This is a genomic window from Rubripirellula amarantea (assembly GCF_007859865.1).
In the GTDB taxonomy this organism is placed as follows: Bacteria; Planctomycetota; Planctomycetia; order Pirellulales; family Pirellulaceae; genus Rubripirellula; species Rubripirellula amarantea.
Genome location: NZ_SJPI01000001.1, coordinates 2,240,674 through 2,265,251 on the forward strand (window position 1 = coordinate 2,240,674; position 24,578 = coordinate 2,265,251).

Sequence of the window (24,578 nt, forward strand, 5' to 3'; positions counted from 1 at the left end):
GTATGCTGTCCGGAGGGGGGGGCAAGCCTTTTTTTAAAAGATGCCAGGAGTCTTCAAACTCGTTCGCTGCTGACTTAGCTAGGATCTCTGACGCATTGCCTAGTCCGCATCTTTAATAGACAAGCGATCACGGGCGGATAGCGATGAGACGTGAAGCGATGACTACTCGTTGGCTTGGCCTTTGATGGTTCTTTGGGCGACATCCCAGGCCGAATCAAGGTGCTCGAGATACGCAGAAGGACTTAGTAGTGAGTCGCATGAATCGGTCTGGATATCAAAGAGCCAACCGTCGCTGTACGTTTCAGCATTGATAATTGAAGGGTCATCTAACGCCGCTTCATTGATGCCAACGAGTTTGCCTGCCAGCGGTGCGTACAAATCACTTTCCGCCTTCTTGCTTTCGATCGAACCCAGAGACGCTCGCGACTTCAGGTCCATGCCGACTTCGACCGTCCAATCAAGGAAATAGACATCTTGAAGAAGTCGCACAGCGTACGCGGTGAGTCCAAAACGCAGGACGCCATCGCCGATCGCTTTGGCCCACATATGATTGGTGGCGTAGAGAAGGTCCGTTGGGAACGAGGCAAGATGCTCGCCCATGGCAAACTCGAGCGGGGATCCTTCGTTGCTCGATTCCGAAGCATCACTTCTCACGTGTAGCGAACCCCTTGATGCTCAGGTTCAAAGAACGCTGGCAACAGTGAATCGACTCGCAGCAATCCTTCATCGGTCAGCCGGATGGTATCGTCCTGGACGGTCGCCAATCCCTCTTTCACATAGGAATCCCACACGCTTTTCCATTGATCGACAATCTCGACTTGGAACTTGTCGCGGAAGTACTTGGCATCAAGGTAGCCGCGTTTAAGCAACAAGATCATTTCGCGTACAAGCTTTTGATGTTCACTTGGAACGAATCCACGTCCGAGGGGCAGTTTGCCGCTCTCTACCGTGCTGAGGTATTTTTCCAAGTCCGCTAAGTTTTGGTAATGAACTCCGCTGGCGTGGCCAAAGCTAGCGATACCGGTAGCAAGCAAGTCAGCACCTTGCCAAAGATTGTCGCGGTAACTGAAGTTCACTTTCGATGGATCTTTGACGACCGTGTAGGCACTGCTAACGCTGTACCCAGCAGCCTGGAATTCATCGAAAGCGTATTTCACCCAGTCGCGTTTGGTTTGCCAATCTGCAACTGGGCTTTCGACTTTGTTGCCCAAGATGTCCTTGCTGTAGACGGTGTTGAAAGGCAATTCCATTTGATAGATCGTCACGCTCTCTGGCGACAATTCGAGTGTCTTGACGACGTTGCGTTTCCAATTGTCCCAAGTCTCACCCACCATGCCGGCGATCAGGTCAATGTTGACATTGGGAAATTCGGCAGCTTGAATCCATTCCCAAGCGTTGTAGACCTGCTTGGACAAGTGAGCGCGACCGTTTTCTTCGAGAAGTTCGTCCGAGAAATTTTCAATCCCCAGACTTAGCCTCGTTACGCCAAGGACTTCCCGCAGCGTTTTGACTTTTGTTTCGCTCAGCGTTCCTGGCTCACATTCGAACGTGACTTCCTCGGCACCGTCCCAAGTGATGTGTTGTCGCAAACGATCGGCAAGTTTGGTGAGCTGCTTGGGCGACAGAAAGCTAGGAGTGCCGCCACCAAAATACACAAATCGAAACGGACGGTCCTTCATCACTGCCAGTTCGCTGACCAGAGAGATTTCGTTGCACAACGCATCGACGTACCGCTGGACTTCGGCCGCGTTCACATCCGTGAAGACTTTGAAGTAGCAAAACTTGCAGCGTTTACGACAAAAGGGAATGTGCAGATACAGACCGAGAGGCGTTTCTTCTTGGGGGGCACTCTCCAATGCCGATTTTACGGCTGGCAAAGCGTCCACATTCCATTGGCTATATGGTGGATAGTTGGAAATGAAATAGCTGCCGACTTCGGTCTTTTTGAGCGGTGTGGTCGATGACATGGCTGGCAAGTGAGGTAGGGAAACGGTCGGGCGAGGCAAGGTTAAGGAACAGCTCTAGTTTGCAGATGTGTTATTTGTGGCGGATTCTATCGCAGATTCGGACTTAGGGCCGAAGCACCGGAGTACCCCATTGTCGTCGGCAATCAGTAGTTTTGCACCCCACACCGTTGGACTGGCTAAAAAAGATCCGCGAACCTCGTAACTCCAAGACCTTTCCTGGCCATCGGCAAGCGATAATCGCAACAATCGTCCATCAGTTCCGGCGATAAAGACATCATCGCCGACTATCAACGGCGTTGCATCGGCACGTCGTCGCAGCGTGTGTCGCCAAAGGCGTTCGCCGGTCTCGATCGAAATGGCGTCCACTTGTTTACGTGCACTACTGACAATGACCACGCGTTCGTTTGCCGCGGCGCTATTGCGATATTCTTGAACACGTTCGTCGTCTTCGTAACGCCAAAGTTGTTCTGGTTTCTGCCAATCGAACGCGAACACGGCACCATCCATGATCGGAAGATAGGCTCTGTTGCCAAAGACCGTGGGAGTACTGCCGGTTGGGCCGCCAAGTGGAAACGGTTCTCCGATCGCTTTGCCCGTGTTGAGGTCAACCATGTGAAGCCGGCCGTCGCAGCCACCTAAGAATGTACGGTCTCCCGCGATAGCTGGACTGCAACGGATCTGGTCTTCCGTTTCGTAAGTCCATTTGTTTGAGCCATCGGCAAGGTTGTAACCGTACAGTTTTCCATCCTGGCTTGTTACCAACACGAGGTCGCCAAAGAAGGCAGCGGTGCCATTGATTTCGCCTTCGGTACTCGCTTGCCACTTGGTTGACCCATCACTAATGTCCAACGCATACAAATTTCCTTCGACATCTCCGATCACCAGCGATTGGTTCTTAATCGCAGGCGAAGAAACGAAACCTGTGTCGAAGTTACGTTTCCAGATTTCCGTTCCATCGGAAAGTGTGACTGCGTAAATTTTGCCCAGGGCATCGGCGATGAAAACTTTATCGTCGGCGATAGTAGGCGAGGATTCGATCGCTTCGTCAGCTTCGTATTCCCAAAGAAGTGAAAGCTCTTTGGGTAACGATGTAGTTGCGGGCTGATCTGTGGCAGGGACTTCCTCGGAAAGTCCAGGAACGCCAATCACAAGCGAAAATAGTAAAGCGAAGATTGAGGCGTAGCGTGATCGGACGTTCATATCAGGGAATATGTGTGAGGTTGCTTCCTTGCCGTATTTAGCAAGGATCATGAAGGAGCGACATCGTAGTATAGGCATCACATACCCAGAATAATTTTCTTTTGGGGGACTCAGGTATAAGGATTTCTTGCATTCGACTGTTTCGCACTCTTAAACTGGAACCCACACTTTTTTGAACTTTCGACCCCAACTAGGGCCATTGTCGTGACTAGTGATAAGATTCAGTTCCGGTGTCCGAAGTGTTCCAAAGTCTTGGCGGTCGCATCGCATCATGCAGGGAAGACAGTCAAGTGCCCGGGATGTCAAACGCATTTGAAGTTGCCTGGGGCGACGCAGCTTACGTCGGTCACGGCTAGGTCCGCTCCAGCGGCCAATTCCGATCAGGCGGTTTCATCCGCAAGGGCAACATCGTCCGTCGCTAACAGCGGCAAGCCGGTCGCCCGTACAACCCCTGGCAATGGACCTTTGGAAGCTGAAGTTCGGTTGTCGCTAGGAATGCCAGCGACCGGATTGGACCCGAGGTCCAGTTCTTCAATTGCCAAATCGCAATCGAATCCGCAGTCAAATCCATTTGATTTCCCCGACCAGCCGAATCATACGAGTCAGGCTGCGAGTGCAAACTATGCACCCGCGAACCCGTTCGTGACGCAAGCAACCGGTCCCACGACGTTTTCGGCGAATCCGCAAGCAACCACGCCATCAAGTGCATCACCCGGTACGCGAAGCGGGGACATTCGCAAATCGACCCAAGATGGCGCTTCCAGTGTTCCTCTTGGATTGTCGATTGGTGGATTCATCACGGCGGTAATTGTCGCGTCAATCTTCATGGTGGTTTGGTTGGTGGTGGCGGCGGTGACCGGACGCGAATTAGGAGTGCTAGCTTGGGGGCTTGGCGGAGCTATAGGCGCAGTCGCTGGATTCATTGCCCGCAATCCATCGAAACTCTATTGCGGTTCGGCGGCCGGGCTTGCAGTCGTTAGCATCTTAATGGCGAAGGTTGTGATGGCGAAGGTTGTGATGGCGATGTTCTTGATGCTGGCGTCATTGGGAATGGATGTTATGCAAGAGTTCGCGAACTACTCGCCTGAACGAGTCAAGCAGCTTCACGCGTTGGCCGATGAAAAGCTCGCTAATGGCGAACTAGACGGTTACGAGAAGGACTATGCCCAACGATACGTGAAGGCTTTTTACTCAGGTCAGCATGAGGTGCTCTACGAGGAAGTGGACGTCAGCGAAGATCAATACGAGATTCAGCAATCATTCGCCGAAGATCTCGGGCAAGAACTGGATGCACTCACACCGCAAGACATAGAAAAGCTAGTGTCGAAAGCGAAGGCTCGGCATCCAGAGTGGATTGAAGACAACAATCATTACCTTGCGATGGTGGATCAGTTGGCGAATGAACCGGGGGCCCTACCGGATGACCTGCTCGCGCACGCGAGGAACGAACTGGCTGGACTGGACGAGGTTCAAGACACGGACTACTACGAATCGGTCGCACCCAAGGTGATGCGAGAACGTCGCAATCAGTTGCGTGACGTAGCTGCGCAGCGTCTTGTTTCTCTTGATGCATCAGCAACGGATGAAGCGGTTCGAACCGCGCTTAAGAATCATCCCCTATGGAACCCGTTTCCCGATGCGTCTCACGCAATGATGGAAACCATGTACGAGAACGGTGAATTCCAAGGTCCACTTGCTCGCCATGCCGAAGCTGCAATCGCGGCCACGTTCGATGATGAGTACTCGGAATACTACGACGAAGTTGACTACGATGAAATTGACTCGCGTGACAACGACGTGCAGAAGTTGATTTCTGCAAAGCTTGTCGATCTCGATGCTACGGGGCGTGAACAAGTCATTGCCGAAGCCCGATTACGGCATCCCGACTGGTATGGGGAAAACATGACGTTGGAACAACAACAGGCCGAGATGCAGAGGGCCATGGAGGAGATAGGTGGCGATGGAAGCTTTCTGGGCAGTTTTGCTGCCGTGTGCGGACCACTAGATTTGCTGTGGATTTTCTTGGGGGCTAGCACTGCGTATTCCACCTCCCGCAAACTAGGATTTGCAGCCTAGCGGCCGAGTCCCTGCCCGTGCTGGGGCGGAAATTCGCGTTCGCCCCTGCAAAACCGGATAATTCGTTGCGAACAAGGTCTCCTCGGGCGTGTCTGAAGGCTGAGTTTTTTGGCCCCCCTCGAAGTTCCCTCGCGGGCGTCTAACATACGCTCAGCAAGGACTTCGTCTTCGTCGTCCTTTGCCAAATCCAGTGGCCCGCCCTCGGCGGCCGTTTCCTTATTTCTGCTACGCTTCGTTCTGCTATTTGCTATTTATGATTTGTGTCACTCTTGGACGTGCTCGCCACAAGCGAATGATCGCCGATCATCAGTTTCTCGCTGAGCAAGGGGCTCAACTTGTTGAGCTTCGGTTGGACTACATCAGTCGCGCCGTTAGTCTTAAACGATTGCTTGAGAATCGATTTTGTCCGATCGTGGTAACCGTTCGCCGTCGCGAAGATGGTGGACGTTGGCTTAAAAGCGAAGCTGAGCGGTTGACGCTGCTTCGCAGTGCAATTGCGGCCGGTGTGGATTACGTCGACATCGAGGCGGACGTGGCATCCCAGATCCCACGCTATGGGAATACCAAACGCATCATCAGTTTTCATGACTTTGATGAAACGCCTGAGGATCTTGAAGAGCTACACGCTGCCATGGCTGAGGAAGACGCCGACATCGTCAAAATCGCCACCATGGCAAATTCGTTCCAAGATAACCTGCGAATGATGGACTTGGTCAAAAACGCCAAGATTCCAACCATTGGAATTTGCATGGGTGAAATGGGAATGATCACTCGGATTCTTGGGGAAAGGTTGGGGTCTCCCTTTACCTACGCCACGTTCAGCAAAGACAAGAAAATGGCGCCTGGTTTGCTTGAGTGGAAAGAAATGCAAACGCTGTATCGGTATTCCACCATTGACGACAACACGGTGCTGTTCGGTGTCGTCGCAGATCCGGTAGCTCATAGTTACAGCCCGTTGATTCACAATCGAGCGTTCGAAGATTCCGGAATCAATGCAAGGTACTTGCCGTTTCGAGTACCCAAAAGTGACCTTCCTAACTTTATCAAGCACTGCAAAGAACTCGGCGTGGAAGGCTTAAGTGTTACGATCCCGCATAAGGAAGAGGCCTTGGACCAGTGTACTCAGGCCGAATCTAGCGCTTCGGGAATCGGTGCCGTGAATACACTTGTGTTTCAAGGCGATAGCGTTCTTGGGTACAACACCGACTACCGCGCCGCAATGGACTGCGTCGAGGAATTATTTAACATCGATCGGACCAAGGAACGTCCGATGCAAGGCATGACGGCTCTCATTCTTGGAGCCGGAGGGGTGTCGCGAGCGATAGCTTGGGGACTGAAACAACGCCACTGCGATGTGGTGATTGCATCGAGAACGTTTGAAAGAGCCGAAATCTTGGCTTCGGAACTAGGATGTCGAGTGATCAAATGGGAGGATCGTCATGACGAACGAATTAACTTGCTCGTTAACGGAACGCCGATCGGTATGCATCCCGATGTGGATGTTTCGCCGTACAACGAAACGTCGCTCAATCAATTCGTCGCTGTCTTTGATACGGTCTATAACCCCGAGAACACACTATTGATTAAGTACGCTAAGCGGGCTCAGTGCCGAATCATCACGGGCATTGATATGTTTGTGCGTCAGGCGGCCTATCAGTACAAACTGTTCACTGGCAAAGACGCCAATGTTCAACTGATGCGGAAGACGATTAAGGATGCAACCAACCCGGTGCAGTTGAACTAATTGGAAAATCCGCTTCGCTGCATGCATTGCGAATCCCGTTCATTTTAAGTGGCCACACGCCCTACGGTTTATATCGAAGACTTACTGATGCCATCAACACTACCGAGCAACTTGATCATTCGCCAAGCAGAACCCGCCGATGCAGAAGCAATTCATGCTCTGATGCGGCCCTATGTTATGCAGCACCTGTTGCTTGCGCGCACGGAAGCCGAGGTGATTGAATTGACGCGGCACGGTTTTGTAGCCATGCGAACCGAAGGCGATCAAGAAGTTCAGTTGGTGGGTTTTTCGGCAGTGGAAATCTACAGCCCCAAGTTGGCTGAATTGCAATGCCTTGCGGTACATCACGAATTCCAAGGTTCGGGCGTCGGTAAAGCGCTTGTTACTCACTGCGTGGACCGAGCACGCGATGTCGGCGTCATGGAAGTGCTGGCCATTAGTTCCAACGAGCAGTTCCTGAAAACTTGTGGTTTCGACTTTTCGTTGCCCGATCAAAAGAAGGCGTTGTTTTGCCAACTGAGGCCCCGCCCGAAGGAATAACCGGCACGCGCAGCATCGAGAATTTTAGTTGCAGGCCCGCGTTTGCTAGGGAGTTTGCCACTCACGGATGGCATCGATCGGATAACCCAGCATGATGATGTTCAACAGCAGGCTATCACGAATCGTGATCAAGAGTCCGACTTCCAATGCAATGGCAAATAGGATGGACCACTTCCAACCTGCCTTTGAAGCGATGAAGTATCCGGTCAAACAGGCGATAACATCGGCTATTGAATTGGCAATCGAATCCCCCGTGTATCCCAGTGCCATGGTGGCCTCGCGATACCGATTGATAATCAGTGGCGAGTTTTCGAGGATTTCCCAGGACGCTTCAATCGCGGTTGCGACCGCCCAACGCGATGATTCGTGATTTCGCAGCCATTGAGGCCACGGCATCCACTTAAGCACCCAGTAGAAAATCACTCCGTGTAGCACGTGAGTGAAGAAGTAGGGGTCGATGAGGTGCTGCGATGCGTGTTCGGACCAAATGTCCCAAGCCCATGGGGTTGCTTGACCGCATTGGCACCAAAGTTGACGTCCCATCGCGGCAAGGACCGCCACCATGGCGGCGACGATCGCAAAGCAAATCATGGATGTTTTTCGGCTCATGCCCCAAGCTTAGCGTTTTGCCGAGATCGTCGCAGGGCATAGAAAACCCCAGCAGCGTGAATCACTCTGCTGGGGCTGTGCTCGATTGATCAACGACGACAACTTTGTCTAAGCCGATTCAGGTCGCTTGTCGCATTCAATAAAAGCGTAGGCGTTGTGATTGTGAATCGATTCAAAGTTTTCCGAGAAGCACTGGTACCACTCGATTCGGTCGTCGGCATTCAGGGTAACGGCCATGTCCCGGACAATGTCTTCGACAAATTTGGGATTTTCGTAGGCTCGTTCGGTAACCCATTTCTCATCGGGACGTTTGAGCACCGAGAACACCTGAGTCGATGCGCACTTTTCAATCATGCCAAACAATTCTTCGATCCATAGATGGTGACCTTCCGCAACGCGGACCTTCACCGTCATCTCGCATCGTTGGTTGTGGGCACCATATTCCGAAATCTCTTTCGAGCAGGGGCAAAGGCTTGTCGCCGGAATCTTCAACGTCATGATGAAATCGTCGGTCGTACCGCTCGCGATTTCAAACGTGACATCAAAATCTAGCTTGCCACTTTGCCCGGTAACGGGAGCTTTTTTGTCGATGAAGTAGGGGAACGACAACTCCAAGAACGCATCCTTCGCCTTCAGCTTGTCTTGCATGGTGACGCAGATTTCACGAATGGTGTCGGACGTGATGCCCTCGTGATAATCATTGAGCACTTCAACGAAGCGAGACATGTGAGTGCCTTTCTCTTCGTGAGGAAGTGACACGAACATATTGATCGTGGCAACGGTGTGAATGAAGGTGTTGCCATGGCCTTCGCCTGGAGTGCGAAACGATATGGGGTAGCGAACGTTGGTGACGCCTACCTTATTGATAGCGACGTTTCGCTTATCGCCGGTGGATTGAATATCGGGAAGTGGTTGGCTGGTTTCGCCGTCAGTAAGCTGAATCATATTTTAAATATCGGTATGTGAGATCAGTGTTAAGTTGCAGAAGCCGTTGTGCTTCGCGAGCGTCGCTTAAAGTGATGCCCAGTTCGATGAAGGGTTATCGAGATCTGCAACGAGTGAGTATGCATCGAGTGAGCATGCATGTGCAAAGTGGCGTAGGTGAAGGTTCTGAATTACATCGGACCGCAAGAGAGGCTAAAGATTCGACGATTGGGAATGGCGATACAGCAGGACGGTCACACCAGAGGATGGCTTGCCCATGGATATGCAAAGCATCGATCAGCAAAGCATCGATCAGCAAAGCATGGGTCAGCAAAGCATGGGTCAGCAAAGCATGGATCAGCAAAGCATGGGTCAGCAAAGCATGGGTCAGCAAAGCATCGCGTAGGTTTGGCCAACCAGAACTGCGTGGGCACTACAGCGAGATCGTCTCCGATGTCACGTACGAGTCATCGCTGTCATGTTGGTTTTGGATCGCTGCCTCGGCAAACGATTCGTCTGTTTCCCAGACACGAACACGAACGGCCCTTGCCCCAGTGCCTTGAAGTGCTTCCGGACACATCTCTTCCAGCAGGTACTTAGCCATGTTTTCGGCGGTCGGGTTATACGGCATCACAAAGAATCGACTTGGGACAACCATCGACAATGCTTGCTTTGCATTCTCGTCCGTGTCGCGAATCAAAAAGCTGTGATCCCAGTGTTCGTCAATCCAGCCTTTGACACGCTTCTTTAGATCCGAGAAATCAAGCACTCGACCGACGTCATCTTGGCTGTCTCCCTGGACAAAGAAATCGGCAACATAGTTATGGCCATGGAAGTGCTCGCACTTGCCACCGTGCCCAAACAGTCGGTGTCCGGCGCAAAACTTGATGCGCCTCATAATCGTTAAACTCATCGGCTGTATTTTACCTATGTAATCGCTTCATCGGACTTTTCAGACTGCTACCCCGAGTGTGAAGCGATTCACGACTCTGATGGCGGTCACCGTAAGTATAGACAAGAGGCGAGGTATCCGAAAATGAACCACAAAAGCTAGGGTTTTAAGCTGCTGCGGGGAATTCGCGGGCCGCAAATCGACGATAGCGGGTGCGAACGAACGTCGACTCATTGACCGCACAAAACGCTACAATTGGAGATGCTCACCTCTTTAGGACTCTCCATGCAACGATTTTTCTGTTCCTCACTTTCTCTGTTGGCCCATGGGCTCATTTTCGCTGTTGGATTGGCAAGTCCAGGATGTAGCCCTGGCACTGGATCATCGACAAGTTCCCCGCCGTCAACGGCCACGTTTTCGGGAGCTCATCCCATGAATGTGGTCGCAACCACGGGAATGGTGGCGGATATCGTCAAGGTCGTTGCTGGTCCACACGCCAATGTGATTCAGATGATCGGGTCTGGCGTGGACCCCCATCTGCACAAACCTTCGCGAGACGATGTGCAGTTGATCATGCGAGCAGACATTGTTTTCTATAGCGGTTTGATGCTTGAAGGCAAAATGAGCGACACGTTTGTCAAGTTAGCGAGGTCCAAGCCGGTGATCGCAGTGACTGAGGCAATCGATCCTGCAGTCTTGCTTGAACCCGAAGAAATGTCCGGACATTTGGATCCGCACGTATGGAATGATGTTTCGGCGTGGAGTCAGTGTGTGGGAGCGGTACAGCAAGCGCTTAGCGAGTTTGACCCGGCCCATTCGAAAGATTACGCACTCAATGCGACAAAGTACCAAGCTGCACTCGCTGAACTGCACGAGTATGGAATCAAGTCAATCGCGACGATTCCCCAAGATCAACGGATTCTCGTGACATCCCATGATGCCTTTAATTACTTTGGGCGAGCGTATCACCTCAAAGTCATGGGGGTTCAAGGCATTTCTACCGAATCCGAAGCTGGCATTCAGCGTATCAATCAGTTGGTCGATACGTTGGTTGAAAATGATGTCCGCGCGGTGTTCATTGAGAGCAGCGTATCACCCAAGAACATTGATGCACTCATTGAAGGTGCCCAGTCGAAGAATCACCCGGTCGTCATCGGCGGTGAACTCTACAGCGATGCTATGGGACCGGCGGGGACCTACGAGGGAACCTACATGGGCATGCTCGACCACAACATCACGATTGTTACCCTCGCTCTAGGCGGCAAAGCTCCTCAGCATGGCCTGCACGGAAAATTGCAGGCGAGTAGTCACGGTGCGAAGAATCATGACGAGGCTTTGGAAACCAAGTTCGAAACGGTTGATTCAACAAAATGACACGACCTTTTGCCGCTGGCGCGATAGCCGACTCTCATCCTTTGGCAAGTGGCGATTCAAATTGTCCGCTATCGGTTTATGACCTTACCGTTGCCTATCATCGAAAACCGGTGATCTGGGATATCGGGTTCGATTTGCCCGCGGGGCAACTGATTGGCGTTGTCGGGCCCAATGGAGCTGGCAAGAGCACTCTGCTAAAGGCCGTGATGGATTTGATTCCGCGTGCCTCAGGACGCGTGCGGGTATTCGGCGATACGTACCGGCATAACCGCCATCGCGTCGGCTATGTGCCCCAGCGTGAGAGTGTTGATTGGCAGTTTCCCGTCAGCGCGCTGGATGTCGTAACGATGGGGCTGTACGACGAAATTGGATGGTGTTTGCCGGTTCGCCGAAAGCACCGAGAGAAAGCACTCGTCGCACTTGATCGCGTGGGAATCGCGGACCTCGCCAATCGACAAATTAGCCAGCTTTCGGGCGGCCAGCAACAGCGTACCTTTTTAGCGAGGGCGTTGGTTCAGGACGCGGACTTGTACTTAATGGACGAACCGTTCGCGGCAGTCGATGCGTCAACAGAGCGAGCGATTGTGGAAATCCTTCGCGATTTGAAAGCTCGTGGCAAGACGGCTGTTGTGATTCATCATGACCTGCAAACGGTTCCTGAGTACTTTGATTACGTGGTGTTGCTCAACATGCGAATCGTGGCTCATGGTCCGGTGGAAACGACATTCACGCCAGAGAATTTGAACAAGACGTACGGTGGTCGTTTGACCTTGCTCGACGAAGTCACCGAAGCGATGCGTCGTCGGGAGCAGTCCTTGTGATGGGATCGCGATGGGCGATGCTGGCTGGATTGGCCGTGCTGGTTGCGGTGAGCAAAGGCTCAGCGCAGGACTTGGGCGTCGTCGGTGAGTCCGCATTCGACCAAACCTCTGCATGGCCGACATTGTCCCAGTGGTGGCGAGTTATTTCGTTGCAGGATTACAACACCCGCATCGTAGTCTTGGGCGTTGCTGTGTTGGGGGCCAGCGCTGGATTAGTCGGCAGCTTCACACTGCTTCGCAAGCGTGCCTTGATGGGTGATGCGCTTTCCCACGCCAGTTTGCCTGGCATTGGATTGGCATTCATGATCGCAACTTGGTTTGGGCGTGACGGCAAGTCGATCGGCTATTTACTTGCCGGAGCAACCATCAGTGGTCTGTTGGGTGTGGCAACCATTCTTTGGATTCGCAATCGCACCCGCCTAAAGGAAGATGCAGCCCTAGGAATTGTGCTTAGCGTTTTCTTCGGTGCTGGCGTCGCGATCCTAAGTTTGATTCAGCAGATGGAAGTCGGGCACGCGGCGGGGCTAGAAGGTTTTATCTATGGCAAAACCGCGTCGATGCGATCATCGGACGTTGCTTTGATTTCCGTTGCATCGCTGATTGCGATATCCGTTTGCTTACTCAACTTCAAAGAGCTGAAGCTGTTGTGTTTCGATGAGGGGTTTGCTGGATCACGCGGCTACCCGGTCGTGTTGCTCGACGTGCTGCTGATGTCCATGGTGGTGTTGGTGACCATCGTGGGGCTGCAAGCGGTCGGATTGATCCTGGTGATTGCATTGATGGTGATTCCGGCAGCCGCCGCGAGGTTTTGGACGGATTCCCTGTGGCGGATGACAGCGTATTCGGCAGTATTGGGAATGGTGGGCTGTGTTTCGGGGGCCATCATCAGTGCCGTTTTTCCGAACCTGCCTTCGGGGGCGATGATCGTGCTCGTTTGCGCCGTCTTCTTTTTTCTTAGCATGATGTTTGGAACATCACGAGGCGTTTTGATTCGGACCATTCGCCGTCGACGTCTCAATCGTCGGATCGAACGACAGCACCTGCTGCGTGCGATGTATGAACGGCTCGCACCATCAGAGCGGAATGATTCCATTGCCGCCAAAACACCGGTGGCCTTCGACAGTCTGTTGGATCTAAGAAGTTGGTCGCGCCAGAGGCTTCACAAGATCATACGTCGCGCCGAAGACGATGAATTGGTGCGAATGCGTTTCCCTACCTCCAAGAGTGTTCAGGCGGAAATCTTGTTAACGCGGGCAGGTTACATCGAAGGTGCGAGACTGACTCGCCAGCACCGTTTGTGGGAACTCTACTTGATCGCCTACGCGGAAGTGGCGCCCGGGCTTGTGGACCGTGATGCAGATGACATCGAACACGTTCTTGCGCCCGAGATTGTCGATAAATTGGAAGACTTGCTCGAAGAGGAACAGATGAGGATTCCGGTTCCGGATTGTCCCCACGAGATGTCCTCGAGTGAAGCCGCACATACGACGACCGGGAGTGAGCGAGCATGACAGAGTTCGCTTGGGATTCATCGCTTGACGGCTGGATCATAGTGGTTGGTGCTCTATGTGCCGTCGCCTCTGCACTGTTGGGCAATTTTCTTGTGCTGCGTCGAATGAGCATGCTCGGCGACGCGGTTACCCACGCAGTTTTGCCGGGTATTGCAGCGGCGTTCTTTATCAGCAGCAGTCGAAGCAGCTTGCCGATGTTCATTGGTGCGGTCGTCGTCGGAGTATTGACGGCAGTGTTTACCGAATGGATTCGCAACGTTGGTAAGGTTGACGAAGGGGCCTCCATGGGAGTCGTCTTCACATCCCTGTTTGCGTTGGGGTTGGTAATGTTGGTCCAAGTGGCCGACGATGTCGATTTGGATCCCAATTGCGTGCTCTACGGGGCATTAGAGATGACACCGTTGGACCTGGTTCCCATTTTGGGTTTCTTCGTCCCTCGCGCTGCCTTGATCCTAGCGGTGGTCACGCTTCTCAATTTGACCTTTGTGGTGCTGTTCTTTAAGGAGCTTAAGATCAGCTCATTCGATCCAGCATTGGCAACCACGATGGGGTTCTCGGCTCGCTGGATGCATTATGCATTAATGGTACTAGTGTCGATCACGGCGGTTGCGAGTTTCGAAAGCGTGGGCAGTATCTTGGTGGTAGCGATGTTTGTCGTGCCAGCGGCTGCGGCTTACATGCTGACCGATCGTCTTGCAACGATGGTCGGTCTAAGCGTGGTGCTGGCCATCGCTTCGTCGGTTGGAGGTCACTTGGCGGCGATTACGGTGCCGCGATTTTTTGGGTTCGGCAGCACAACCACGGCCGGCATGATGGCTGTGGTTAGCGGCGGACTTTTTGTGCTCGCTGCGTTGTTGGGCCCAAGTCACGGTGTCTTAGTGAAATGGGTTCGTCGACAACGATTGTCGTGGCAGATCCTTTGCGACGACATTGTTGCACTGCTTTATCGCGTCGAAGAAAAACCCAATCAAGTGATCACCTTGGACGATCTTGCGGATCAATTGTTAACGAGTCCTTGGTCACTCAACACGGCTTTAAGAATGCTGCGTCGCAAGGGTGAGATCAGCGCTGATGGATCGCTTCACCTAACACCCAAAGGTCACGACCGTGGTCGAGAGCTCGTGCGTTCCCACCGCCTTTGGGAGCAATACTTGGTCGTCGAAACGAGTGCTGAGGCGGACCGTATCCATCCGCAAGCTGAGCAGTTTGAGCACTTCACCGATCGAACACTACGTGATCGTCTCGATGATCACACCGAAGCACCCACCGAAGACCCACACGGCAGTCCGATTCCCCATGAAAAGGACTCGCCGTAGGAATGGTGGCTGCCAAGTCACCTCGACGTGACTAGACGTTGATTGTCCATCGATGTTGACTGTCGATGTTGACTGTCGATGATGACCGTTGATTAGTAATCCTCAGCCGACACGAACTCTTTGTTCGCGCGAGTGGTCAATGCATGAAAAACACGCAGGTCAATCGAGTCCGTGATCATGTGGACCGAACCGTCGGACAAAATGAACTGCGCTCCGCCCACGTGGTGGCTGCTGAAATCTTCGAAGTGACCCGACTGAGAATTCGGTGTGTGATCGGCGGCGCCAATCACGCGGGCCGCAGGTTCGTTCGCGTCATGAATCACTCCATGCCAAATCGAACCACCCAACTTGCTGTTGCGTTCGCCAACCATCAACGTGTTGCTTAGACCGTCAAGGATATCGCGGAACCGGTGTCGGCTATTGCCGTAAAATAATCCATCCCCCTTATACAGGTCGTCGTGGATGTCGTAGGTGCCGTAAACGCCCACGTAGTTGCTCTTTGCAACAAAGAAAAGGCTGTCGCCTTCGTCTACATTTTCGCCAGGTTCACCATGTTCGTGGTGATCGTGGTCATCGTCGTCGTCATCATGATCGTCGTCGTCATGGTCATCATCGTGATCATGGTCGTGCTCTTCACCCTCTGCGATAGCAAACGTGGCTGAAAGCAGGTCACTGGGGCAAATGAACGCTTCAATCTCATTCAGCCGAGCAGCTTCGTGGTAGTCGTCGTCGATCGGAAGCGAAAAGTTGATCTGCTCGTACGCTGCGGACTGTTCCATTTGAGGCAAAATCGCGGAAGCCCAGCCCCAGCCCGGCTCGTGATGATCTTCATCGTTCGCAATCCAACCGCTCGGTAGTTGCTTGAATGAATAGTGGTAGTTGTGCAGAGCAATGCCAACGTTGTGCAGGTTGTTCTGGCAAGACATTCGTCGGGCGGCTTCGCGAGCAGCTTGAACGGCTGGTAACAAAAGGCCAACGAGAATTCCGATGATTGCGATAACCACCAGAAGTTCGACCAGAGTGAAAGCGCGAACGCGCGTGCGCGCTGACCGCGCAGAGTAAATTGAAAACATGGGTGGTCCGACCTAAGGAAAACGATTGATCTAAGAACGAATTGTGATCAAACGTTTTGTGGTGGACCTCGAGGTGAATGTTGGCTTACCGAATGATCGACCAATGCGACCGGTGGAGGTAGCGACGTCCGGTGAGCAACGAACAAAGCCGTTGCATTGACTTGGTTTACTACCGGACTCGATACCAACGTTCGTGCAATACAGATCGCACAAAGCCCGTCACAAGTAACATGGTGACCATGAGTGAATCCCAATCGCGTTGCATCGGCATCAGCAGCACTCGATGCACTGTCATCGTCTGAATCGCAGACATGATGCGTGCAAGAGCAGGTGTGGTCTGTTGCACCAGAGTCCTCTGTTGAATCGAAACCGACGGTTGCGACTTCGGTTCCACAATGACCTCCATCGTGCACGTGACCGTGACGGTGAACTGCAGGCAGCAGCCAACCACCGATCAGGTAGGCGACGAGGGCGATGCGGGAAATCCAGAGATTCACAAATTCACTCTAAGCGGTAGTTGTCAGTCCACCAAGGACTTTTACGCCATTAGGAGTACGAAGTGTCCACCTAGGAAGTTCGGCGTTACCAAACCGGCACCAAGCGCGACAAGAGCATTATTCTCGCACCTGACATCTTTGTGCAAGGCAAAATGAACGCAATTGACGAAGGTTCACCTAATCTAAACGCGTGAAACGTCCCAGGGACCACCGTGTTTTTGAGCCCAATGTTCGGCAACGCGGCCGAAGCAGCACTCGTTCTTGTCCCGCCTGAGGCAAAGGCAAAATGGAGTTCTCTTCGTTTTTACAGGTCCCTCAGGTGGTTATTGTTGGCGGAGTCAAATTGATTCTAAAGGTTGGCTCAGGTCGATTCCCGCATTCACGTTTCCATTACCGAGTTAGGTCAGGGCACAAAAAAACGCGACCGTGGGAACGATCGCGTTAGATCTGCTTTATTGACTTAACAACTAGGCCGATGGCCTGTCCAGCAAGGATACGCCCGACGTACAGCTACGCTGTTATCGAGCAATTGGTGCACTAGCGGTGACCACGATGACCGCGGTGACCATGGTGTCCGCCGTAGTGAACGTCGTAGTGACCAGGGACGTAATCGAAGTGGTTACCATGAGGAACCAACGTAGGAGCGTGGTAATCCAGGTGCGTCCCACGTGGATGGTATCCCCCACCATAGTACGAATTGTAAACAGGGACCCCGTAGTGCCTGCCGTAAGAGTTGTAGCCGTAGCTCGGACGATAGCTGCGGTAGCTACTCCCATAGCCGTAATTGCTAACGCCGAAACCGCCGATTTGCAGTGAGAAACCGCCAGCTTCTGCTTTGGTGTCGTTTGAAACCATAAGCATTGCGATAGCCAAAACGGGAACGGCAAGCCATCTAAGTTTGAATCGTGAAATCATTTTTTACTCCGTAAAGACGCTTCTCTTCCCGTCGCCAACGACTCACCCGAGTCGTGTTAGGGCCGTCCGGGGCTGAACTTAGCCAGGACAGAGCAGCCGTTAGCGTGGGCTGCCGATACCTAACTATGCACGCGCCGGACCAAAGTACCGGTCAGCCTGGCCCATTTCGTGTGTCGGGGAACAAATATGTCGTGAAACACGGGAAAAAATGATTTTTGAGCCGGACAAGTAAACTTTCGCTACTAGGCAATTCAATCATTGAGTGTGTTCAAAGTGACTCCATGATATGGTCATTGTGAGACCAGCTTGGATGACACTGCTGGGAACAGCGTGAGCCTTCAGAACGTGATGAGTTCCCGGACTGAGTCGGATTAATGTCTACGATTGCCGATCGGTCTACGACTGGGCCGGTAGATGGGTGGCATCGAAAGCTTCGGGGAGAAGTGAGGAGAGCTTAAACGTCCTCCGGCTTCCATCGATCACGTTGACGCAGATCACTACCATCTCGTAGTTGAACTCGGCAAGAAATTGCCGGCATGCGCCGCAAGGAGAAACACCGCCAATGCTGGCGACAGCCACCGCGCGAATATTACGATGGCCTGAGGCTACCGCCGCAGCGGCAGCGGTGCGTTCGGCACACATGCAAAGTGAGTAGCTCGCGTTCTCGACGTTGCATCCGTCGACGATCTGTCCGTCCTCGACCAGCACCGCAGATCCCACATAGAAATGGCTGTGAGGGGCATAGGCGTGATCGCGGGCTTGGGTCGCACGTCGAACGAGTCGATCGATGTCAGTAGATTTAATTTCGCTCATCAAACAGATCTATTGGAAACGTTTCACAATTAAAGGACGCTCACTCACAGGTTGGTCCACAACAACCACCGCCTCGGCAAGTAACTCAGCATAGTCTGCTGCCGAATCGCAATATACAGTCAACAACGGATCGCCCTGTTCGACCTTCGCCCCAACCCGGCAGTGGGTGCGGATTCCCACCTGATGATTAAGCTGATCGCCCTTCATGCGTCGGCCGCCACCCATCGCGACCACAGCTTCACCGATGGCGGGACAATCCACGCGTTCGACGAACCCGGCCCGTTTGGCGTTAATGACATGAGGTTTTGCAAGAGGCAGTGGGCCCGCCAGCTTTCCGGATTGAGCATGAACCAGGGCTTCGAATCTTTCCATCGCGGAACCGTCATCAAGCGCGCGTTCGAGCCTTGCATTCGCTGACTCAGACGTGGCTTCTGTGCCAACTTGGACAAGCAAATTGGCGCAAAGGGCGACCGTTAGATCGCGCACAACTCCTGGTTTGCCTTGAAGAACCTCAAGCGACTCGTTGACTTCGATAGCATTGCCAATCGTTTCGCCCAAGGGTTGGTCCATATCGGTAATCATTGCTTGGGTCGGCATCCCGGCGGCCACGCCAACGGAAACGATCGACCGAGAAAGTTTCTCAGCTTGCTCTAACGTCGGCATGAAGGCGCCGCTTCCGCATTTGACGTCCATGACTAACGCATCCAAACTTGCCGACAACTTCTTGCTCAGAATGCTGGCGGTGATCAACGCGATCGATTCGACCGTGCCCGTCACGTCGCGTAGCGCATAAAGCCTGCGATCGGCGGGAGCAATTTTGTCGCTCGCACTGATGATAAAAGCACCCACTTGGTCCAGCAATTGGGTCGCTTCTTCGCTCGAGAAGTCGGTGCGGAAACCCTCGATTGCTTCTAGTTTGTCGAGGGTTCCCCCGGTAAGCCCCAGGCCACGACCACTGACCATCGGCACGTCGACGTCGCAAACCGCTAGCAGGGGTGCCAAGATCAGCGAGACTTTGTCGCCTAATCCGCCAGTGCTGTGTTTGTCGACGCGAGGTTTGCCACGGTCGGTGCGAGGCAGTCGTTCGCCACTTTCGAGCATCGCCATGGTGAGCGTGGTGATTTCACGTTCGGTCATGCCGCGAAGGCAAATTGCCATCGCCAGCGCTGACATTTGATAGTCGGCGACGTTGCCTTCGCAAAACCCATCGATCAGAAACCGGATTTCGCTGTCGGATAGTTCACCGCCTTCACGTTTCTTAACAATTAACGTTGAGGCGAGCATTGCGGAGTGCCAAAAATTGGGAAAGTGCTATGCAGATCGAACAAAAATGCCTGCGGTACAAGGATTGATCTCCACGTTATATTGCATCAGGCAGTCCAGCCGAAGGTTGCGTCTATTTTCCTCACCCCCGTTTTTCTGATCGTCTCCTCATGAATCTTGCTCCGTGGAAAACCGCTCTTTCCTGTTTTGTCTTCATCGGCGTTCTTTCATCCATAGGTTTGAACGGTTTCAGCCTCGCCGATGATCTCGAATCGGTGGTTGAGGAAGTTCCGGCTGAAGTGAAGGCTGGTCCCCGGGCTTTGTCCAAGGCCTTTCGTATGGCCGCCAGGAAAGCCTCGCCCTCGGTGGTCACCATTTTGACTTACGGACAAGAGCCCAAAGGCTTGCCGCAAACCTCGTCTCGCGGCAAAGAGGGCGACGATTCAGATGCCGAGGTCTACGACGAAAAGCGACTGACGGGACTGGGAAGTGGTGTGATCGTTTCAGACGATGGAATGGTGATCACCAACAACCACGTGATTGCCGGAGCAAAACGCGTGGTCGTTCAGTTGCCCGACGAAACGGAACTTGAAGCGACCGAGGTTTACGGCGATCGTGATTCCGATGTTGCGACGCTTCGCATTGTGGTGGACCCGAGTCAGGAAAGCATGCGAGATGTAACTTTGGTTGGCGCCGATGTTGGCGACTCGGACGCGATTGAAATCGGCGATTGGGTGTTAGCGATCGGTAGCCCCTTTCGGCTTGAAGCGACAGTGAGTGCGGGCATCATCAGTGCGAAGAACCGAGCGATCTCGAGGATCAACCGCGGTCGCTTGATCCAGACGGATGCGGCAATTAATCCGGGCAATTCGGGTGGCCCTTTGATTGACCTTGATGGAAATGTGGTCGCGATCAACACTGCGATCGCTACTCGAAATGGTGGATATCAGGGAATTGGTTTTGCCATTCCGATCAACCAAGCCAAGTGGATCGCAGAAGAATTGGCTCAGCACGGTAAGGTCCGCCGAGCGGCGATTGGGATTCGCATGGCTGAACTGAAGCCAAAGATCGCTCGCAAGTTCAAGCTGCCTTCGGGCATAGGCATCCTCGCCTATCAAATCATCGGGAATTCGGCTGCTCAGCGCGCTGGCATCAAGCCGCTCGACGTAATTGTCGAGTTTGCTGGCGAGCGGGTTACCAAGCCAGCCAACTTGCAATTAATTGTTGAACGTAAACCGATCGGATCCTTGCAAACGGTGAAGGTGCTACGCGGCAATGAAGAGATCGAGTTGGAGATAGAAATCGCATCGCTCGAAGATCCCACGCTCAGTAACGATTCAGCAACTGAAGGTGAAGCAGAATCGGCATCCCAGTCCAGCGAGTCTGACGAAGATTCAGAGGCTGATCTACCGATGCTTGATGAGGTTGAAGAAGCAAAGAAAGCGATGGAAGAGTCAAAGGACGACTAGATCGCGTTTAGCTTCTTGCATCCTTTAGCGATTCGTGCGGCTAGTGATTCGTTCGACAAACTTCAACAGCAGCGGGTAAGCCGGTTCGTCCATTCCGCCGTGGTTATAGCCTTCGAGTTCGAAGAGTTCGATGTCGGGATGCTTCACCTCCTTCATCATTCGCCAAAAGTAGGCATTTTCTTCGTAGCGACCGAGCATTTCTTTTTCCCGGTCACCCGTGATCAGCAGAGTCGGTGGACAGTCTTTTCGCACATGAAAAAGCGGTGCCAAATCATCGACGATTGGTTGCGTGCCAGCGATTCCTCGTTCGGCACGAATCGTAAAATGCGTGATCGTATGGCCGCTGAAGGGGATCAGTCCTGCGATTTGGTCTGCGTCAATACCATGACGTGACAGCCAGCGTTTGTCGAGTCCGATCATGCTGGTGAGGTATCCGCCCGCGGAATGACCACTGACGAAGATCTTGTCCGTTGACCCACCGTACGATTCGATGTTCTCGAACGTCCATGCTACCGCCGCCGCTGCGTCTTGAATGTAAGTCGGAGCCTCCACCTTGGGATGCAAGCGATAGTTAACAGCCACCACGGCGATGCCTTTCTGTTTTAACGGATCCGGGATGCTGCGGTCGCCCGACTTCAGTCCTCCGCCATGGAACCAGACTACGGTCGCAACGTCCTGCTGGTCTACGGGATAATAAACGTCAAGCCGACATCGCTCGTTGATGTATTGGTCTTGGTCTGGATTTTCACGATAGGCGATATCCGAAGCCGTCTGGTAGGTCGCATCGTCGGCCAACACCTGTAGGCTGTTGCTGTGAAGAGTAGCGACAAGAACGCAGACGCAAAGAATGGGTTTGAAACAGAATGACATGGTGGGAACTGGACGCAGTTTAGGAAGGGAGGAACTAGAAGAGATCGGCAACGACAGGCTTGGTAACTTTGCCCATTGCATTGCGGGGAAGCGAATCAACACATTTAAGGTGACGCGGAATTTTGTAAGGCGAAATTCGATCTTGGCACCACGAGCGAAGCGTTGACAGATCCATCGCGGTGGCGGTGTCCGTCACTACCGCGGCAGCAACTGATTCACCCCAGGTGTCATCAGGAATCCCCACGACGGCACATTCTTTGATGCAAGGGTGATCCAATAATGCGGCTTCGATTTCTAGGGCTGATAGCTTGTAGCCGCCGCTTTTGATGATGTCGACACTGCTGCGGCCCATGATGCGCAGGTAGCCGGACTCACGAACGGCAATGTCGCCGGTTCGGAACCAACCCTTCGTGAACGAATCTACTGTTGCTTCGGGCCGCTTCCAGTATTCACGAAACACGTTCTTGCCTCGGACTTGGATTTCTCCCGCCACGTCATCGACATCAACGACGTTGGCTTGTTCATCGACCAGGCGAACTTCCACGCCGGGCAAAGGTAAGCCAACCGATCCCGGTCGTCGTTCACCTAGGTAGGGATTGGAAAGGGCCATGCCAATCTCGGTCATACCGTAACGCTCAAGTAATCGTTGGCCCGTCAAACGAGTCCACTGTTCATGCACGCTGGCGGGCAGCGCAGCGGAACCGGAAACCATTAGGCGCATCGCGGCAAAACCATCAATCACTGGTTGCCGTTGAGCATCGCTGAGTTGCTCTAGTGCCTCGATCATTTTTACATAGATCGTCGGAACGGCCATGAACACGGTGTAGGCATTGCCCGCGACACGGTCGAAAATGGTGGTGATGTCAAAGCGGTTGAATGGCTCAATCGTAGCACCGCTGAACAATGCGCAGGACATGATATTGATGATGCCATGAATGTGGTGCAGTGGCAGGAACAACGGAATGCGGTCGTCGGACTGCCATCGCCAAGCCTGAACAAGCGATTGAATCTGAGCGTCGATGCAATCGTGAGTGGTCAAGACGCCCTTTGGTTTACTTGTCGTTCCGCTGGTGTACAGCATCATGGCTGCGCGTGATGGATTGACCTCGGGAAGCTTTGAAGCCGCGGCTTCGGTCATCTGGTTGATATTGAGCAGCGGGATGTTGAGTGGCCGAAGTTGTTCAGCGTATTCGTTGTTGGTAACGATTAGCTTGGACTGCGAATCTTCAACCGCGTATTTCCATTCCTGCAGCGTCGCTGACACACTCAGTGGTACAGCAACCGCACCGGATCGCCAAATTCCCCACTGAGTTGCTGCGTAGTCAAACCCGGCGGGGACGAGGTAGGCAACGTGGTCTTCAGCAAGGTCGTTGGTGTCACCAAGCAACGCTGATGCGATTTGATGCGAACGATCTAACAAGTCCTGATAGCGATACATAACCGTGTCGGTCGTGAACGCCGTCGAGTTTGCGTGATAGGCTGCGCGTTGGATAAGTGAAAGGCTCATGGCATGTACACGTTAAGAAACGCACCACTGAATAAATAGAAACACCACCGATGGACCGAGCATGCAACCCAGTCCTGTGTAAAACGTAGCGGTCATTGCTCCGTAAGGAACGAGTCGTTCGTCGGTTGCTGCCAATCCACCCGCCACTCCGCTCGTCGTGCCCATCAGGCCACCGAAAATTAGTGCTGAACGAGGATTGTCCAGGCCGATCCATTTGGCAACCGCCGGCGTCAGGCTCATCACCAAAATGGATTTCACCAATCCCGCAGCCACACTGATCGCGATCACGTCGCTTGACGCTCCCAACGCCGTTCCAGTCACTGGGCCGACAATGTAGGTTGCTGTGCCTCCGCCTATTGTAGTAAGGCTGACCGCGTCGCGATAACCGTAAGCGTAAGCAACCGCGGCGCCGACGAGAATCGAACCAAGCACACCGACCAGCAGCGAAACGACGCCACTGAGGCCAGTCTTGGTGAACTCGTCGAGTCGAACACCGAATGCTGTCGCTACGATGGTGAAGTCTCGCAGCATGGACCCTCCCATCAAACCGATTCCTGCCAACCAGGGAATATCGGCGAGGCCCCTTTCGCCACCCGTCAACCAACCGCCCAAGTACGCCAGTGCGAGGCCCGCAAAGATCGCAATGGCGGAACCGTGCACCCGTCCCGCCGTCAAATGGTGAGAGCACTTGTAGGACAACCATGTCAGTGAGCCAATCACTGCAAACGCAGTGACGAGCGAATACTTCGTGAGGATCGGGTCTATCGCGTTGAGCCAATCTGTCATTGGTCACTCGTGTCGGGATGCTTGGTCAGCCAAGCGTCATCATCGTTTGATTTGCCTAAACGATTGATTGTGGGAACCATCGCAAACGAGAAGATGACTCCTAAGGTGCCGGCTACGATGGCAAGCGGTCCGCCACTGATAGCGGCTCTTACGTTTTGGCTTGCCGCCATTGCGATCACGACTGGGATGTAGATGGAACTCCAGAACAAAACTCCGCTTGCCGTGGCTTGCGGCAACTTTCCGGATTGCCGAAGTTTCCCTGAAATCAGGATTAGAAGCAGCATCGCTATACCAACGCCGCCCACATTGGCTTCGATTCCCATGGCCATTCCAAGGAGTCGTCCAATGAGCAATCCCGTCAATAAGCAGCCCGCTAGAATAGCAGTTCCATAGATGGCCATAGGCTTGGAT

24 protein-coding genes are annotated in these 24,578 nt (G+C 53.2%); 9 read left to right on the plus strand and 15 right to left on the minus strand.

Annotated features, from left to right (window positions below):
- Nucleotides 1-162: 162 nt before the first annotated feature.
- The 3 genes from Pla22_RS08140 to Pla22_RS08150 are packed head-to-tail and all read right to left on the minus strand — an operon-like array spanning nt 163 to nt 3,218.
- Complete coding sequence (locus Pla22_RS08140) at nt 163-600, minus strand: glycine cleavage system protein H (RefSeq protein WP_146514171.1); 438 nt, start codon at nt 598-600, stop codon at nt 163-165.
- A gap of 50 nt (nt 601-650) precedes the next feature.
- Nucleotides 651-1,967 (minus strand): coproporphyrinogen-III oxidase family protein, encoded by a 1,317-nt coding sequence (locus Pla22_RS08145; RefSeq protein WP_146514172.1) that lies wholly within the window; start codon nt 1,965-1,967, stop codon nt 651-653.
- Nucleotides 1,968-2,021: 54 nt separating this feature from the next.
- A complete protein-coding gene (locus Pla22_RS08150) occupies nt 2,022-3,218 on the minus strand; it encodes an outer membrane protein assembly factor BamB family protein (protein WP_165440563.1) in 1,197 nt (398 codons plus the stop codon).
- A gap of 153 nt (nt 3,219-3,371) precedes the next feature.
- Here Pla22_RS08150 and Pla22_RS08155 point away from each other — a divergent pair, with 153 nt between their 5' ends.
- The 3 genes from Pla22_RS08155 (at nt 3,372) to Pla22_RS08165 (ending at nt 7,527) form a co-directional block, all read left to right on the plus strand.
- Nucleotides 3,372-5,243, plus strand: a complete 1,872-nt coding sequence (locus Pla22_RS08155) for a hypothetical protein (RefSeq protein ID WP_165440564.1) — start codon at nt 3,372-3,374, stop codon at nt 5,241-5,243.
- A gap of 253 nt (nt 5,244-5,496) precedes the next feature.
- Nucleotides 5,497-6,987, plus strand: a complete 1,491-nt coding sequence (aroE, locus tag Pla22_RS08160) for a shikimate dehydrogenase (protein WP_146514175.1) — start codon at nt 5,497-5,499, stop codon at nt 6,985-6,987.
- 87 nt (nt 6,988-7,074) lie between these two features.
- Nucleotides 7,075-7,527, plus strand: a complete 453-nt coding sequence (locus tag Pla22_RS08165; protein ID WP_146515312.1) for a GNAT family N-acetyltransferase — start codon at nt 7,075-7,077, stop codon at nt 7,525-7,527.
- A 45-nt stretch (nt 7,528-7,572) separates the two neighbouring features.
- On the opposite strand, the gene Pla22_RS08170 is transcribed toward Pla22_RS08165, so the two are convergent.
- Both Pla22_RS08170 and folE2 read right to left on the minus strand, forming a co-directional pair.
- On the minus strand, nt 7,573-8,136 hold the full coding sequence (locus Pla22_RS08170; RefSeq protein WP_242631875.1) for a DUF2585 family protein: 564 nt from the start codon (nt 8,134-8,136) through the stop codon (nt 7,573-7,575).
- A 108-nt stretch (nt 8,137-8,244) separates the two neighbouring features.
- Nucleotides 8,245-9,081 carry a GTP cyclohydrolase FolE2 gene (folE2, locus tag Pla22_RS08175; RefSeq protein WP_146514176.1) on the minus strand — a complete coding sequence of 279 codons (837 nt, stop codon included), beginning with the start codon at nt 9,079-9,081 and terminating at the stop codon, nt 8,245-8,247.
- Nucleotides 9,082-9,337: 256 nt separating this feature from the next.
- On the opposite strand from folE2, the gene Pla22_RS25835 reads away from it, so the two are divergent.
- Complete coding sequence (locus tag Pla22_RS25835) at nt 9,338-9,466, plus strand: hypothetical protein (RefSeq protein WP_261343133.1); 129 nt, start codon at nt 9,338-9,340, stop codon at nt 9,464-9,466.
- A gap of 27 nt (nt 9,467-9,493) precedes the next feature.
- Here the strand turns inward: Pla22_RS25835 and Pla22_RS08185 are convergent, their stop codons facing one another.
- A complete protein-coding gene (locus tag Pla22_RS08185) occupies nt 9,494-9,973 on the minus strand; it encodes a 6-pyruvoyl trahydropterin synthase family protein (RefSeq protein ID WP_146514178.1) in 480 nt (159 codons plus the stop codon).
- Between the two features lie 411 nt (nt 9,974-10,384).
- On the opposite strand from Pla22_RS08185, the gene Pla22_RS08190 reads away from it, so the two are divergent.
- From Pla22_RS08190 to Pla22_RS08205, 4 genes are read left to right on the plus strand one after another with little or no spacing between them, the layout of a single operon-like run.
- Nucleotides 10,385-11,326, plus strand: a complete 942-nt coding sequence (locus Pla22_RS08190) for a metal ABC transporter solute-binding protein, Zn/Mn family (RefSeq protein ID WP_242631876.1) — start codon at nt 10,385-10,387, stop codon at nt 11,324-11,326.
- Entirely contained in the window at nt 11,323-12,147 is an 825-nt protein-coding gene (locus tag Pla22_RS08195) for a metal ABC transporter ATP-binding protein (RefSeq protein WP_146514180.1), read from the plus strand. The genes Pla22_RS08190 and Pla22_RS08195 overlap by 4 nt, the downstream gene beginning before the upstream one ends.
- On the plus strand, nt 12,147-13,658 hold the full coding sequence (locus tag Pla22_RS08200; protein ID WP_242632029.1) for a metal ABC transporter permease: 1,512 nt from the start codon (nt 12,147-12,149) through the stop codon (nt 13,656-13,658). Before Pla22_RS08195 ends, Pla22_RS08200 begins: the two co-directional genes overlap by 1 nt.
- Complete coding sequence (locus Pla22_RS08205) at nt 13,655-14,974, plus strand: metal ABC transporter permease (RefSeq protein ID WP_146514181.1); 1,320 nt, start codon at nt 13,655-13,657, stop codon at nt 14,972-14,974. Before Pla22_RS08200 ends, Pla22_RS08205 begins: the two co-directional genes overlap by 4 nt.
- Before the next feature lie 92 nt (nt 14,975-15,066).
- Here the strand turns inward: Pla22_RS08205 and Pla22_RS08210 are convergent, their stop codons facing one another.
- The 5 genes from Pla22_RS08210 to Pla22_RS08230 all read right to left on the minus strand — a co-directional run bounded on the left by Pla22_RS08210 (nt 15,067) and on the right by Pla22_RS08230 (nt 19,556).
- Entirely contained in the window at nt 15,067-16,047 is a 981-nt protein-coding gene (locus tag Pla22_RS08210) for a DUF1559 domain-containing protein (protein ID WP_146514182.1), read from the minus strand.
- Between the two features lie 47 nt (nt 16,048-16,094).
- The gene (locus Pla22_RS08215) at nt 16,095-16,544 is read right to left on the minus strand and encodes a hypothetical protein (protein ID WP_146514183.1); all 450 of its coding nucleotides are present in this window, start codon (nt 16,542-16,544) and stop codon (nt 16,095-16,097) included.
- 537 nt (nt 16,545-17,081) lie between these two features.
- Nucleotides 17,082-17,459: a hypothetical protein gene (locus tag Pla22_RS08220; RefSeq protein ID WP_242631877.1), complete on the minus strand. Its 378-nt coding sequence runs from the start codon at nt 17,457-17,459 to the stop codon at nt 17,082-17,084.
- A gap of 396 nt (nt 17,460-17,855) precedes the next feature.
- The gene (locus Pla22_RS08225) at nt 17,856-18,272 is read right to left on the minus strand and encodes a cytidine deaminase (protein WP_146514184.1); all 417 of its coding nucleotides are present in this window, start codon (nt 18,270-18,272) and stop codon (nt 17,856-17,858) included.
- A gap of 9 nt (nt 18,273-18,281) precedes the next feature.
- Nucleotides 18,282-19,556 carry a thymidine phosphorylase gene (locus Pla22_RS08230; RefSeq protein ID WP_146514185.1) on the minus strand — a complete coding sequence of 425 codons (1,275 nt, stop codon included), beginning with the start codon at nt 19,554-19,556 and terminating at the stop codon, nt 18,282-18,284.
- A 149-nt stretch (nt 19,557-19,705) separates the two neighbouring features.
- Between Pla22_RS08230 and Pla22_RS08235 the strand changes: the two genes are divergently transcribed.
- Nucleotides 19,706-21,004 carry a S1C family serine protease gene (locus Pla22_RS08235; RefSeq protein ID WP_146514186.1) on the plus strand — a complete coding sequence of 433 codons (1,299 nt, stop codon included), beginning with the start codon at nt 19,706-19,708 and terminating at the stop codon, nt 21,002-21,004.
- Nucleotides 21,005-21,028: 24 nt separating this feature from the next.
- On the opposite strand, the gene Pla22_RS08240 is transcribed toward Pla22_RS08235, so the two are convergent.
- Genes Pla22_RS08240 through madL form a run of 4 tightly spaced genes read right to left on the minus strand, consistent with a single transcriptional unit; the run spans nt 21,029 to nt 24,568 of the window.
- Nucleotides 21,029-21,874 carry an alpha/beta hydrolase gene (locus Pla22_RS08240; protein ID WP_146514187.1) on the minus strand — a complete coding sequence of 282 codons (846 nt, stop codon included), beginning with the start codon at nt 21,872-21,874 and terminating at the stop codon, nt 21,029-21,031.
- Nucleotides 21,875-21,908: 34 nt separating this feature from the next.
- Nucleotides 21,909-23,381 (minus strand): acyl-CoA synthetase, encoded by a 1,473-nt coding sequence (locus Pla22_RS08245; RefSeq protein WP_146514188.1) that lies wholly within the window; start codon nt 23,379-23,381, stop codon nt 21,909-21,911.
- A 12-nt stretch (nt 23,382-23,393) separates the two neighbouring features.
- A complete protein-coding gene (madM, locus tag Pla22_RS08250; protein WP_146514189.1) occupies nt 23,394-24,167 on the minus strand; it encodes a malonate transporter subunit MadM in 774 nt (257 codons plus the stop codon).
- Entirely contained in the window at nt 24,164-24,568 is a 405-nt protein-coding gene (madL, locus tag Pla22_RS08255; RefSeq protein ID WP_146514190.1) for a malonate transporter subunit MadL, read from the minus strand. The genes madM and madL overlap by 4 nt, the downstream gene beginning before the upstream one ends.
- Nucleotides 24,569-24,578 lie beyond the last annotated feature (10 nt).